This is a genomic window from Vibrio aquaticus (genome assembly GCF_003970385.1).
In the GTDB taxonomy this organism is placed as follows: Bacteria; Pseudomonadota; Gammaproteobacteria; order Enterobacterales; family Vibrionaceae; genus Vibrio; species Vibrio aquaticus.
In genome coordinates this window covers 117,076-131,635 of sequence record NZ_RXZH01000006.1, presented here as the reverse complement: position 1 = coordinate 131,635, position 14,560 = coordinate 117,076, and the positions used below count along the sequence as shown (strand labels likewise).

At 45.2% G+C, this 14,560-nt stretch carries 11 protein-coding genes; 2 read left to right on the top strand and 9 right to left on the bottom strand.

Annotated features, from left to right (window positions below; all coding sequences use genetic code 11):
- Window positions 1-14: 14 nt before the first annotated feature.
- The 4 genes from lpxL to EJ063_RS14200 form a co-directional block, all read right to left on the bottom strand.
- Window positions 15-944 carry an LpxL/LpxP family Kdo(2)-lipid IV(A) lauroyl/palmitoleoyl acyltransferase gene (lpxL, locus tag EJ063_RS14215; protein WP_126575020.1) on the bottom strand — a complete coding sequence of 310 codons (930 nt, stop codon included), beginning with the start codon at window positions 942-944 and terminating at the stop codon, window positions 15-17.
- 104 nt (window positions 945-1,048) lie between these two features.
- Complete coding sequence (locus EJ063_RS14210) at window positions 1,049-1,819, bottom strand: ABC transporter permease (protein ID WP_126575019.1); 771 nt, start codon at window positions 1,817-1,819, stop codon at window positions 1,049-1,051.
- A 1-nt stretch (window position 1,820) separates the two neighbouring features.
- On the bottom strand, window positions 1,821-2,738 hold the full coding sequence (locus EJ063_RS14205) for an ABC transporter ATP-binding protein (protein WP_126575018.1): 918 nt from the start codon (window positions 2,736-2,738) through the stop codon (window positions 1,821-1,823).
- A 172-nt stretch (window positions 2,739-2,910) separates the two neighbouring features.
- Window positions 2,911-4,581 (bottom strand): SulP family inorganic anion transporter, encoded by a 1,671-nt coding sequence (locus tag EJ063_RS14200; RefSeq protein WP_126575017.1) that lies wholly within the window; start codon window positions 4,579-4,581, stop codon window positions 2,911-2,913.
- A 416-nt stretch (window positions 4,582-4,997) separates the two neighbouring features.
- Between EJ063_RS14200 and can the strand changes: the two genes are divergently transcribed.
- A complete protein-coding gene (gene can / locus EJ063_RS14195) occupies window positions 4,998-5,666 on the top strand; it encodes a carbonate dehydratase (protein ID WP_126575016.1) in 669 nt (222 codons plus the stop codon).
- A 68-nt stretch (window positions 5,667-5,734) separates the two neighbouring features.
- On the opposite strand, the gene hpt is transcribed toward can, so the two are convergent.
- Window positions 5,735-6,265: a hypoxanthine phosphoribosyltransferase gene (gene hpt, locus EJ063_RS14190; RefSeq protein ID WP_126575015.1), complete on the bottom strand. Its 531-nt coding sequence runs from the start codon at window positions 6,263-6,265 to the stop codon at window positions 5,735-5,737.
- Window positions 6,266-6,580: 315 nt separating this feature from the next.
- On the opposite strand from hpt, the gene EJ063_RS14185 reads away from it, so the two are divergent.
- Window positions 6,581-7,195, top strand: coding sequence for a LuxR/HapR/OpaR family quorum-sensing transcriptional regulator (locus tag EJ063_RS14185; protein WP_126575014.1), 615 nt, complete (start codon window positions 6,581-6,583; stop codon window positions 7,193-7,195).
- A 150-nt stretch (window positions 7,196-7,345) separates the two neighbouring features.
- On the opposite strand, the gene lpdA is transcribed toward EJ063_RS14185, so the two are convergent.
- The 4 genes from lpdA to pdhR all read right to left on the bottom strand — a co-directional run bounded on the left by lpdA (window position 7,346) and on the right by pdhR (window position 14,427).
- Entirely contained in the window at window positions 7,346-8,776 is a 1,431-nt protein-coding gene (gene lpdA, locus EJ063_RS14180; protein ID WP_126575013.1) for a dihydrolipoyl dehydrogenase, read from the bottom strand.
- A gap of 239 nt (window positions 8,777-9,015) precedes the next feature.
- Entirely contained in the window at window positions 9,016-10,917 is a 1,902-nt protein-coding gene (aceF, locus tag EJ063_RS14175) for a pyruvate dehydrogenase complex dihydrolipoyllysine-residue acetyltransferase (RefSeq protein ID WP_126575012.1), read from the bottom strand.
- Between the two features lie 30 nt (window positions 10,918-10,947).
- A complete protein-coding gene (gene aceE, locus EJ063_RS14170) occupies window positions 10,948-13,611 on the bottom strand; it encodes a pyruvate dehydrogenase (acetyl-transferring), homodimeric type (protein ID WP_126575011.1) in 2,664 nt (887 codons plus the stop codon).
- A gap of 48 nt (window positions 13,612-13,659) precedes the next feature.
- Window positions 13,660-14,427: a pyruvate dehydrogenase complex transcriptional repressor PdhR gene (pdhR, locus tag EJ063_RS14165; RefSeq protein WP_126575010.1), complete on the bottom strand. Its 768-nt coding sequence runs from the start codon at window positions 14,425-14,427 to the stop codon at window positions 13,660-13,662.
- Window positions 14,428-14,560: the final 133 nt, after the last annotated feature.

Below are 14,560 nucleotides of genomic sequence, written 5' to 3'. Positions count from 1 at the left end.
CTTTTCTTTATCAATTAAGCGTATAGCTCTGGCATGCCCTCAGGCCTAGTTTTAAAACGTTTATGTAGCCACATCCAAGCAGGTACATCGCGTTGAATCATACCCTCTAACTCTCGATTTAAGATCGTTGCCGCGTTGACTGGGTTCCGCCTTTCGATTTGAGCACTAAGATCATTGCCTATATGTAAGGTGTAGTGACCATTTTCCACTACCGTCACTCCAGATATCACAGCACACTTAGTCGCATCAATTAATACACTTGAACCAGCGGTTGATGCTGTAAGATCAACATTAAAAAACGGTGCAAATACCGAGTTCTGCTCACCATAGTCATGGTCAGGTAAGTACCACAATCGCTCGCCTTTCTTTAATACCTTAAGCATCGACTTCACATCTTTTCGGTCAATCATTTGATGGCCAAATCGAGTGCGGCCGCGATGCTGAACAAACTCATACACTGGGTTCGAATGAGGGCGATAAACCCCATACCCTTTGGCAAACTGGCTAAAAATCCGGGCTGTCATTTCTAAGTTCAAATGGTGACTGCACAGTACCAACACACCACGTCCCTCTTGTTGTGCCTCCAGTAAGGTGTCTTTTCCAACGACAGAAGAAAGCTGATGTACGCGCCATTTGGGCCAAAACCAAGCCATTCCTGTCTCAATCAGTGCCATTCCTGTGTATTGGAAATTTTTTCGAACCAATTCATCATTTTGCTCAGAACTGTTGCCTGGAAAGCAAAGATCTAAATTGCGTTTCGCTATCTTGTGACGATTTTTTAACACCTTCATTGCCAATACTCCCACCCCATAGCCAAGACGACGCAAAATCGCATAGGGCAATATATTGACGATCAATGCGAGCAATCCGAAAGCAAACCAAAGCAGCCAATACTTAGGAGCAAGCAAGGCAAAAGAAAATCGAGGGGAAGGTATGGTGTTCACAAGCAGCCAGTTATCTGAAGTATTTCGGCTACTATAAACAGGCGGGTGTATAAAAGATGTCGATAGACATAAGGGGCCGTTGACCCCTTATGATGATATCGCTATTAGCTTCTTAGACCAATCCCTTTGGTCACTAGGTAGTGCGCGACGGCATAAAGCGCGACAACAAACACACTAAGCACACCAAAAGACGTGACAATATCAACATCCGACACACCTAAGAATCCGTAGCGGAAAGCATTGACCATGTAGACGATTGGGTTTATCTGCGACACGCCTTGCCAAAACTCAGGTAGCAGACTGATCGAATAAAACACCCCGCCAAGATACGTCAGCGGCGTCAAAACGAAAGTTGGGATAATTGAAATATCATCAAATGTTTTTGCGTACACGGCGTTAATCAAACCACCTAGCGCAAACACAACAGATGTCATAAACACCGTAGCGATGATAATGCCCCAATGTTCCACTTGCAGGTCAACAAACAGCAGTGACACAAAGGTCACGATCGTTCCGACTAACAAACCACGTGTGACGCCACCCATCACATAGCCGGCGATAATCACGTAGTTTGGTACCGGTGCGACAAGCAACTCTTCAATGTTCTTTTGTAACTTAGCACTAAAGAAAGATGACGCGACATTAGAATAAGAGTTAGTGATCACTGACATCATGATCAAGCCAGGCACAATGTATTCCATGTAGCTAAAGCCGTTCATTTCACCAATTCGAGAACCAATCAAGTTACCGAAAATAATAAAATACAGCGTCATCGTGATCGCTGGTGGCACTAAGGTTTGAACCCAAATACGAGTGAATCGCGTCACTTCTTTGGTCAGTAAGCTACAAAAAGCTGTCCAATATAAACGGAACATATTACTGCCCTCCTTGACGAACAATACTAACGAACAACTCTTCAAGGCGGTTGGCTTTATTACGCATAGACAGCACTTTCACACCTTGATCAGAAAGCTGGGCAAAAATGTCATTCAAGCCTTGGCTCTTATCAATCTCAATTTCCAGAGAGCCATTAACGAAGGTTTGATTGTTTACCCCTGCAAGCTTCGGCTCACTGCTTCCTTCCTCTAGATCCAGAATGAAAGTTTCAACGTGAAGTTTATTGAGCAGCGCCTTCATCGTCGTATTCTCAATCAGCTCACCTTTATTGATGATGCCGATATTACGACACAGCATTTCTGCCTCTTCTAGATAGTGTGTGGTCAAAATAATCGTAATACCTAACTCGGTATTGATCTCTTTAAGGAATTCCCACATAGAGCGGCGTAGCTCGATATCCACCCCTGCTGTTGGCTCGTCAAGAATCAGCAATTGAGGCTCATGCATCAAGGCTCGTGCAATCATCAGTCGGCGCTTCATACCGCCCGACAGATTACGAGCACGTTCGCTGCGTTTTTCCCACAAATCGAGCTTGGTTAAATACTTTTGAGCACGCTCTTTCGCCACAGCTTTAGGGACGCCGTAATAACCCGCTTGCTGCAATACGATCTGCTCGACCGTTTCAAACTGGTTAAAGTTAAATTCTTGTGGCACTAGTCCAAGGTTTTGCTTGGCGAGCTCCAGATCCGTATCAATATCAAAACCGAATACTTTAACGCTGCCGGAGGTTTTGTTGACTAAGGATGAAATGATACCGATGGTGGTCGACTTGCCCGCGCCATTTGGTCCTAACAGAGCGTAGAAGTCGCCCTTTTTTACATTTAGGCTGATGCCTTTTAGAGCCTCGAAACCACCTGCATAGGTTTTTCGAAGCTGCTCAATTTCGAGTGCATACATAGAATACGATTGCCATTGCTTATCTAAACGTAGATTAGTTTATCGTTGAAAAGCGATGATTACAATTAGACCATTCGAATAATTTGGAAATATAGATGCTCCCAATGTCTATAAACAGAAAAACGCCGCAGGTTTTACCTACGGCGCTTACACAATATAAAATTCATTCTAGCTACACGACAGCAGTCTGATGCTCGTCACTTTCCACATGCTTAATCGCCGCTTTCAATGCCTCGTAGCGGAACTTAAAGGTGTTGTCATCGGGAACCAAATCGATCACATGGAACTTTTCTAATTGCTGACGTGTCTTGTCATTCGGGCAAAGCAGATACACCTGACAGTTAGCATCCAAAGCATCTTTAATCGCATTCTCAAGAGCTAAGCCGACCGTTACGTCAATCATAGGCACATCGGTCAAATCTAGGATCATCACCTCATAGTCCGAGATACTGGTGTGCTGGCGAGAGATCGCTTTCGATACGCTAAAGATCATTGGCCCTGATAAGTAAAAGAACAGCACCTTACCATTGGCCATATCGAGCAAACCACGTTCACTGTCGGATAGTGGCACATCATCTTCGTCAGCATCACTGATTGCTTTAACTTGGCGTGCTTGCTCGCGACTCAAACGTTCAATGATGATCACATTTGAGATAAAGACGCCCAGACCAACCGCAACGATCAAATCAACAAACACAGTAAGCAGCATGACACCGTACATGATCGCCATACCGGCAAAGCTGACTTTGTGGGCACGTTGAATAAAACTCCAATCAAGGATATTGAAGCCAACATACACGGCAATACCCGCCAAAACAGCCATCGGGATTGGCTCTGTTAGGCCACCAGCAACCAAAACAACCAGTGCAAGCATCAAAGCACGAATCACCCCAGACAGTGGCGAGCGAGCGCCCACTTGGATGTTGGTTACCGTGCCCATAGTTGCACCTGCACCAGGCAGCGCTCCAAATAGACCAGAGATCATATTAGCCAAGCCTTGGCCTCGCAGCTCTTTATCTGAGTCATGCTCTTTACGCGTCAGCGAGTCACCAATAACTGCCGTTAACAGTGTATCGATACAGCCCAACGTGCCGAGCACCAACGCATCAATCACCATCTCAGTAAACATTGAAGCGTCAATATGCGGCACAACAAGGGAAGGTAGACCTGCTGGGATTTCACCAATTCGACGAATGGCTTCTGTATCAAACAGAATGACGGAAAGTAACGTAACAGCAACTAAAGCAACAAGCTGAGCGGGCACATACTTACGGTAACGCTTCGGGAAGAAGAACAGAATGCCCAATGTCAGTAGACCAAGGAATAGCTCACTGAACTTCATGTTCGCCAAGGTATCTGGCAAGGCGGATAAGGTCCCCATCACCCCACCAGCCGGAGCCGCATGACCAAGTAAAGGTGACAATTGCAGAATAATAAGGATCACGCCAATTCCCGACATAAAGCCGGAGATCACGCTATATGGCATCAAAGTAACGTATTTACCTAACTTTAATGTCCCGAGTAGAATCTGGAAAGCACCGGCCATCATGACGACCGTAAACGTCATTGCCATGCCGGTTTCTGGATACTTCGCCATCATACTGGTCAATACGGCGGTCATGATCACCGTCATTGGACCGGTTGGCTCTGAGATAAGGGTATTGGAACCGCCAAACAGTGAAGCAAATAACCCCACCATGATTGCGCCCCAAAGGCCGGCTTCCGCCCCTGCTCCTGATGCTACGCCAAACGCGAGGGCTAACGGTAGAGAAATGATAGCGGTGGTGACACCACCAAATAAATCTCCCTTGAGATTCATGTCTTCAAAACGACTAGCGAACACAACTTTGCTCCCTGCTAAAAATATAACACCCAATACGCTGAATTTTGCGTTGTGTTATCGAGTGACAACACTCAGTTGGGTGCAATAACGACATCTTATTTTTGGCTTACGTTGGTATACACTAAATAACAGCCAGAATAACCCTATAATTTGTAGCCAAATATCAGCCAATATGTAATCAAATTGCTGTGAAATGTGGCTAATTTCATCATATTACCAAATGTTACTTGTGAGAGATAAGTGTTAATCACATCTCATAACTCATACGTTATAACTGTTAGTTAGGATGAGAGCTAAGTTTATGATTTTTAGCGCTCAAACACGTCAGATGAGTGCCTGTTCTGACAATATTCGTAGGAACGAAATTGTAACATTGTGTATAGTGATGCAAGAATTTTTTAAGGATTGCGAACAAGATGCCGGAAATTAAACAGCTATTTGAAAACAATTCAAAATGGTCCGAAGAGATCAAAGCTGAGCGACCAGAATATTTTACAAAATTGGAAGATGGCCAAAGCCCCGGCTTTCTTTGGATCGGTTGTTCTGACAGCCGAGTACCTGCCGAACGACTCACTGGACTCTACTCCGGTGAGCTTTTTGTCCATCGAAATGTCGCAAACCAAGTCATTCATACCGACTTAAACTGCTTGTCCGTTGTGCAATATGCCGTTGATGTTCTCAAGGTTAAGCACATCATTGTTTGTGGTCACTATGGCTGTGGTGGCGTGAATGCTGCGATTGATAACCCGCAACTCGGCCTGATCAACAACTGGCTGTTACATATCCGCGATCTCTACTTCAAACATCGCAAGTACCTTGATGGCATGCCTGTCGCTGATAGAGCCGATAAGTTAGGGGAAATTAACGTTGCAGAACAAGTTTACAACTTAGGTAACTCGACCATTATGCAAAACGCTTGGGAGCGCGGCCAAGATGTCGAGATTCACGGCGTTGTCTACGGTATCGGAGATGGTAAATTAGAGTATTTAGGTGTGCGTTCTAGTTCTCGTGAATCTGTCGACACTTCCTACCAAAAAGCGATGGAGTCGATCCTCAATCCAACTCATAAGTTGCTGTGTCGCTAATGACACCATAAAAAAGTAAAACGCCCGCTAGAGATAGCGGGCGTTTGTTCATTTACACAGAGTAGGCATTATTCTTGAGGTACAACCTTACCGATGTATGGTAGGTGACGATATTTCTGAGCATAGTCGATGCCTACACCCACGACAAACTCGTCAGGGATTTCAAAACCAATCCACTTCACATCAACATCCACTTCACGGCGAGATGGCTTATCAAGTAGCGTACAGATCTCAATAGACTTTGGCTCACGCAGAGAAAGAATCTCTTTCACTTTGTTTAGTGTATTACCCGTATCGATAATGTCTTCTACTAGAAGAATATCTTTGCCTTTAATGTCATCGTCTAGGTCTTTTAGAATACGCACATCGCGCGAGCTTTCCATTGTATTGCCATAGCTCGATGCCGTCATGAAATCAACACAGTGAGTAATGTCGATTGCACGTGCTAAATCAGCCATAAATACAAATGAACCACGTAGCAAACCAACCATCACTAGATCTTCGCTGCCTTTGTAATGCTCAGTAATTTGTTTACCTAGCTCTTGTACTCGCTTGCTGACTTCTTGCTCAGAAATCATCACTTCTACTGTATGTTTCATACCAATCTCGTTTTTCACGTTAGTCATATTGAGCGTAATTATAGTCGCTCAAAATTCATCTGATTATGCTAGGCGTTAGTTTAACACCAGCCAAGTAAGAGGAAAAACGTTTGCCAGAAATATTGGCATTCATTTGTCGTACATCATATTGATCAGATGCACGATATTGACAAAAATGCTCATAAAGTAGCCTAAGATCGTTGACCTTGATTATATGCACCATTACACTCATAAAGCGTCATAGTTACACTAATAAAATACTAAATAGGGCAAAGCCCAACATTATAAACAACTCATTTGGCAAGGATTTTAATTATGGACTCTATAGAAAAAAGACCGCGCACGCGTTTGTCTCCTCAAAAGCGAAAGCAACAATTGATGGAAATCTCGCTTGAAGTGTTTGCTCGCCGAGGCATTGGCCGTGGAGGTCACGCTGACATTGCAGAGATCGCACAAGTCTCTGTAGCCACGGTGTTTAACTACTTCCCAACTCGTGAAGATTTAGTCGATGACGTTTTAAACTACGTTGTTCGTCAATTCTCAAACTTCCTTTCGGACAATATCGATCTAGACCTTCACGCAAAAGAAAACTTAACCAACCTGACCGCTGCAATGACTGAGCTTGTTATCTCAGACTGCCACTGGTTAAAAGTGTGGTTTGAGTGGAGTGCTTCAACGCGTGATGAAGTATGGCCTCTGTTCGTAACGACCAACCGCACTAACCAATTGCTTGTACAGAACATGTTTATCAAAGCGATTGAACGTGGTGAAGTGTGTGACCGTCATGATCCATCTGATCTAGCAACCTTGTTCCACGGCATTTGCTACTCACTGTTTATTCAAGCGAACCGTATTCAAGATGAAGGTGCGATTCGACGCCTGACTCTAAGTCACTTAGACATGCTTTGTATCTACAAAAATGAAAGCTAACCTCTAGGTTTCAGAAAACGAAAAGCCGATGTTCATGCATCGGCTTTTTTGTTCCTGTTTATCAGCACATTCATCACTAAATCACAGACATAAAAAAACCGCTGATTACTCAGCGGTTTTCAAATACATTAGCTAGTGGTTAAAAAAGAATTACTTCTTCTTTTTCACAGCTTTCTTGTTCGGAAGGTCAGTGATTGAACCTTCGAATACTTCCGCAGCTAGACCCACAGACTCGTGTAGAGTTGGGTGAGCGTGGATAGTAAGAGCGATGTCTTCTGCGTCACAACCCATTTCGATTGCTAGGCCGATTTCACCAAGAAGCTCACCACCGTTAGTACCAACGATAGCACCACCAATTACACGGTGAGTATCTTTGTCGAAGATCATCTTCGTCATACCGTCTGCACAGTCAGATGCGATTGCACGACCAGAAGCAGCCCAAGGGAAAGTCGCAACTTCGTAGTTGATGCCTTCTGCTTTAGCTTCTTTCTCAGTCTTACCAACCCATGCTACTTCTGGCTCAGTGTACGCGATTGATGGGATTACTTTAGGGTCGAAGTAGTGCTTCTTACCAGAGATAACTTCCGCCGCTACGTGACCTTCATGCACACCTTTGTGAGCCAGCATTGGTTGACCAACAACGTCACCGATCGCGTGAATGTGAGGAACGTTTGTACGCATTTGCTTATCAACGTTGATGAAACCACGCTCGTCAACTTCGATACCCGCTTTTTCAGCGTCGATAAGTGCACCGTTTGGTACACGACCGATAGCAACAAGAACGGCATCGTAACGCTCAGCTTCAGCTGGTGCTTTCTTGCCTTCCATTGAAACGTAGATACCATCTTCTTTCGCTTCAACTGCCGTCACTTTCGTCTCAAGCATTAGCTTGAACTTATCTTTAATGCGCTTAGTGAAGACTTTAACGATGTCTTTATCCGCCGCTGGGATAACTTGGTCAAACATCTCTACTACGTCTACTTTAGAACCTAGAGAGTGGTATACCGTACCCATTTCTAGACCGATGATACCACCACCCATGATAAGCAGTTTTTCTGGTACTTCTTTTAGCTCTAGCGCATCTGTTGAATCCCAAATGCGTGGGTCTTCATGTGGGATGAACGGCAGTTTGATTGGGCGTGAACCCGCAGCAATGATAGCGTTGTCGAAGTTAACTGTTGTTGACTCGCCTTCGCCTTCCACAAGGATAGAGTTAGGGCCAGTAAATTTACCGAAACCGTTAACAACAGTCACGTTACGCATCTTAGCCATACCGCCAAGACCGCCAGTCAGTTGGTTTACAACTTTTTCTTTCCAGATGCGGATCTTGCTGATGTCAGTTTGTGGTTCGCCAAACACAACGCCGTGCTCAGCCATTGCTTTCGCTTCTTCGATTACTTTAGAAACGTGAAGAAGTGCTTTAGATGGAATACAACCAACGTTTAGACATACACCACCAAGAGTGCTGTAACGTTCAACTAGTACTGTTTCTAGACCTAAGTCTGCACAACGGAATGCAGCTGAGTAACCAGCAGGACCAGAACCAAGTACAACAACTTGGGCTTTAATTTCTTTGCTCATTGTGACCTCTTGTAGTCATTATCCCTAACAGGCTGAGTAGATGTTCTTAAATGTGGGCTTTCAAACGGTCAACATTTTACAGAGTTGTTAACAGTGTGAAAGTAGCTTTAAGTTAGCCTGTGAGCTAGACAACAATTCACCTTTCAGTTTCTGAAAGAGGATTGAAAATGCTGTCTAAAATAATTCTTGTATAAAGAATTAAGGTGACTCGAAAGCCACCTTAATTATTACTTTCTAAATTACAGTACTAGGCGACGAATGTCTGATAGTGCGCCGTTTAGGAAAGTAATGAAACGTGCACCTTCTGCACCGTCAATCACACGGTGGTCGTATGATAGAGACAGTGGAAGCTGTAGGCGTGGTTCGAATTCTTTACCGTTCCACACTGGCTTCATTTCAGACTTAGATACACCTAGGATACCTACTTCTGGCGCATTTACGATTGGCGTAAATGCAGTACCACCGATGCCACCAAGGCTAGAGATTGTGAAACAACCGCCTTGCATGTCAGCTGCAGTTAGCTTGCCAGCACGTGCTTTCTTAGACACTGCCATTAGCTCTTCAGATAGCTCGTAAATACCTTTCTTGTTCACGTCTTTAAATACAGGAACAACTAGGCCGTTTGGCGTATCTACTGCGATACCTACGTTCACGTACTTCTTAAGAATGATGCTTTCGCCATCTTCAGATAGAGAAGAGTTGAACGCTGGGAACGCTTCTAGTGCTTTAGCAACAGCTTTCATGATGAACACAAGTGGAGTGATCTTCATGCCAGTGTCTTTCTTAGCTTCGATAGCGTTCTGCTCTTTACGGAATGCTTCTAGCTCAGTGATATCAGCGTTGTCCCACTGTGTAACGTGAGGGATCATTACCCAGTTACGGTGTAGGTTAGCACCAGAGATCTTCTTGATCTTAGAAAGCTTCTGAACTTCAGTTTCGCCGAACTTGCTGAAGTCAACTTTTGGCCATGGTAGTAGACCAAGAGCAGAGCCGTCACCGCCTTTGCCAGATGCAGCTGCACCAGACTCTAGACGCTTAAGTGCATCTTTAACGTAAGCTTGAACGTCTTCTTTCAATACGCGGCTCTTACGACCAGTACCTTTAACTTTCGCTAGGTTTACACCAAATTCGCGAGCTAGACGACGAACTACTGGAGACGCGTGTGCGTACTCGTTGTTTTCTTGGAAATCACCCGTCGCTGCTGGAGCTGCTGCCGCTGGAGCTTCAGCTTTAGGTGCAGGTGCCGCAGCTGGAGCTACTGCTTGTGCAGGAGCTGCAACAGGTGCTGGAGCTGCGCCTTCAACAACGAATACCATGATTAGAGAGCCAGTCGTTACTTTGTCGCCTTCAGCAATCTTGATCTCTTTCACTGTGCCAGCAAATGGAGCCGGTACTTCCATTGAAGCTTTGTCGCCTTCAACAGTAATTAGAGATTGCTCTTCTTCTACTGTGTCGCCAACTTTAACCATGATCTCAGTAACTTCTACTTCGTCACCGCCGATATCTGGAACGTTTACTTCTTTCTCAGCTGCGGCCGCTGGAGCCGCCGCAGGTGCTGCTGGAGCTTCTACTGCTGCAGGAGCCGCTGCTGCGCCTGAACCTGCTACTTCGAATACCATAACTAGAGAACCAGTTGTTACTGAATCGCCTTCTGCAATCTTGATCTCTTTAACTGTACCAGCGAATGGTGCAGGTACTTCCATCGAAGCTTTGTCGCCTTCTACCGTAAGAAGAGACTGTTCTTCTTCGATTGCATCACCAACTTTAACCATGATTTCAGTGACTTCAACTTCATCACCGCCGATATCTGGTACGTGAACTTCTTTAAGCTCAGCTGCCGCTGCAGGAGCTGCTACTGGTGCTGCTTCAACTGCTGGAGCTGCCGCAGGAGCCGCTTCTGCAGCGGCACCTTCAGCTTCGAAAATCATGATTAGAGAACCAGTAGAAACAGAATCACCTTCCGCTACTTTGATTTCTTTAACAATACCTGCTTGAGACGCTGGAACTTCCATAGAAGCTTTGTCGCCTTCAACAGTGATCAGAGACTGTTCTTCTTCAACCTTGTCGCCAACGCTTACAAGAATCTCAGTAACTTCAACCTCATCCGCACCGATATCAGGTACATTAATTTCGATTGCCATTGCTTATTTACCTTCTATTAAAGCGCTGTATTAAGCGTATTGTGGGTTTGTTTTTTCAGTATCGATATCGAATTTAGCAATTGCTTCAACAACTACAGACTTCTCAATATCGCCACGTTTAGCCAGTTCAGTTAGAGCGGCAACTACGATGTAGCCAGCGTTAACTTCGAAGTGACGACGTAGGTTTGCACGGCTGTCAGAACGGCCGAAACCATCTGTACCAAGTACTTTGTATGACTCTGAAGGCATGTAAGCACGTACTTGCTCAGCGTAGTTCTTCATGTAGTCAGTTACTGCGATTGCAGGTTCTTTACCAAGTACAGTTGTGATGTAAGGTACTTTCTCTTCCGCTTCTGGGTGAAGCATGTTGTCACGCTCTACCGCTTGGCCGTCACGAGTTAGCTCGTTGAACGATGTTACAGAGAACACGTCAGATGCTACGCCGTACTCTTCGCTTAGGATTACCGCTGCTTTACGCGCTTCATTCATGATAGTACCAGAGCTCATTAGTTGAACTTTGCCCTTAGCACCAGCGTGAGTTTCAAGCTTGTAGATACCCTTACGAATGCCTTCTTCAGCGCCTTCAGGCATTGCTGGCATTGCGTAGTTCTCGTTCATTACTGTTAGGTAGTAGTAAACGTTCTCTTGCTCAGGACCGTACATACGACGGATACCGTCTTGCATGATTACCGCTAGCTCGTAAGCAAACGTTGGGTCGTAAGAGATACAGTTAGGGATAGTGTTCGCTTGAATGTGCGAGTGACCATCTTCGTGCTGTAGACCTTCACCGTTCAGTGTTGTACGACCAGCAGTAGCACCTAGTAGGAAGCCACGAGCTTGTTGGTCACCTGCTAGCCATGCCATGTCACCAATACGTTGGAAACCGAACATAGAGTAGTAGATGTAGAACGGGATCATTGGCAGGTCGTTCGTGCTGTATGAAGTTGCCGCTGCAACCCATGAAGCCATAGAACCTAGTTCGTTGATACCTTCTTGAAGAACTTGGCCAGAGGTTGCTTCTTTGTAGTAAGAAACGATGCCTTTATCTTCAGGTGTGTATTCTTGACCGTGTGGGTTGTAGATACCAACCTGACGGAATAGACCTTCCATACCGAACGTACGAGCTTCATCACAGATGATAGGAACGATGTTCTTACCGATGTTCTTGTCTTTCAGTAGGATGTTCAGTGTACGAACGTAAGCCATAGTTGTAGAGATATCACGCTTCTGTTCACCTAGTAGAGGTGCAAATGCGTCTAGCTCAGGAACTTTGAATTCTTGAGTGAATTTAGGCAGACGAGCAGGCGTGTAACCGTGTAGAGCATTACGGCGTGCGTGCAGGTATTCGTACTCTGCAGAACCTTCTTCCAGTTTTAGGTACGGAAGCTCAGCCACTTTCTCATCAGAAAGAATGTCTTGTAGGCCTAGACGATCACGTAGGTATTGAACGTGAGTCATGTCCATCTTCTTAACACCGTGTGCGATGTTCTTACCTTCAGCTGCTTCACCCATGCCGTAACCTTTAACTGTCTTAGCTAGGATTACTGTTGGCTTACCGCCTGTCTCTTTTGCATTGTTAAATGCAGCGTACAGCTTAGAAGAATCGTGACCACCACGCTTCAGTTCGAAGATTTGGTCGTCAGTCATGTCTGCAACTAATGCAGCTGTTTCAGGGTACTTACCAAAGAAGTGCTCACGTACGTACGCGCCATCTTTAGATTTGAATGTTTGGTAGTCGCCATCGATCGTTTCGTTCATAAGCTGTAGTAGCTTACCAGTCGTATCTTTAGCTAGTAGTGCATCCCAGTTGTTACCCCAGATAACTTTAACAACGTTCCAACCTGCGCCTTTAAATAGACCTTCAAGTTCTTGGATGATGCTACCGTTACCCATTACAGGGCCGTCTAGACGCTGTAGGTTACAGTTGATTAGGAAACATAGGTTGTCTAGCTTCTCACGCGCAGCGAAAGAGATAGCACCACGTGATTCTGGCTCATCCATCTCGCCGTCACCTAGGAACGCGTATACACGTTGCGCTGAAGTATCTTTAAGACCGCGGCCTTCTAGGTACTTAAGGAAACGCGCTTGGTAGATTGCAGAGATTGGACCAAGACCCATAGAAACTGTCGGGAACTGCCAGAACTCAGGCATCAGTTTAGGGTGCGGGTATGATGGGATACCTTTACCGTCTACTTCTTGACGGAAGTTGTCTAGCTGTTCTTCAGTTAGACGACCTTCAACGAATGCGCGAGAGTAAATACCTGGTGAGATGTGACCTTGGTAGTAAACTAGATCGCCACCGTCCGTCTCATTTGGAGCACGGAAGAAGTGGTTGAAACATACTTCGTAGAATGCAGCCGCTGACTGGTAAGAAGCCATGTGACCACCTAGGTCTAGGTCTTTCTTAGATGCACGCAATACGATCATGATTGCGTTCCAGCGAATGATTGAGCGAATACGACGTTCAAGAGTTACATCACCAGGGTATGCTGGCTCTTGTGCTGCCGGAATCGTGTTGATGTAGTTAGTGTTGATACCAGTTGGCATATCAACGCCGTCTAGACGTGCTTTCTCTAGAACTGTTTCTAGTAGGTATTGTGCACGTTCTACACCTTCTTCACGTACTACTGACTCTAGGGCTTCTAGCCAATCTTGAGTTTCCAGTGCGTCTACGTCATGCTTCATGTCAGACATGGCGATCTATCCTTCTGTTGGTTGGATCTAGTTATTTACGCAACGACTTTAAGAGTCGTTACCTTGTTGAATTCGACGCAAAGAGCGCTCTCTGCGCGACTCTTCACGAGTCAAATCCAACAATGTTTCTTCGATATAAGCTAAGTGTGAATGACACATTTCACGCGCCTGTTCAGGCTGACCAGAAACGATCGCATCCACGATGTTAGCTCGGTGTTTACTTACTTTTTCGACCACTTCATCGCGGCGATGTAAGAGCTTTAAATTCTGTAAGACGTTTTGCTCTAACAAAGGAGCCAAGCTACGAACAATGTGAAGAAGCACAACATTGTGTGCCGCTTCAGTCAACGCAATCAAAAACTGCATAACTGCCGCAGCTTCCGCTTCTACGTTCTTGTTCGCTTGTTCTTCACTAATGCTAGTCAGGCAAGCCTGAATACGAGCAAAGTCTTCGTCAGTACCACGAACCGCTGCAAAGTACGCTGCAATACCTTCCATCGCATGACGCGTTTCCAGTAAGTCCAGCTGAGTCTCAGAGTGACTAGACAATAAATTTAGCAGAGGATCTGAAAAACTGGTCCAGATGTTCTCGCTAACAAATGTGCCACCACCCTGACGACGAGTAAGAAGACGCTTAGCTTCAAGGCGTTGAATTGCCTCACGGATTGACGGACGGGATACATCGAACTGCTTTGCCAGCTCACGCTCTGGTGGCAACTGCTGCCCCGGAGACAATGTTCCTTCCACTATCAGCCTTTCTAATTCTTGTTCAATGACATCAGAAAGTTTTGGCTGACGAATCCTTTGATAAGCCATAGTTGTTGTTCTTCTACTCTTTGCAGTCAATTGGTAATACCAATTTTAAGTTGGCGGGAAAATTAACATAATTAAAACGCAAGTTCCAGTCAAAAATTGACCTAAATCATAGAACAAGCAACGCATCAACACT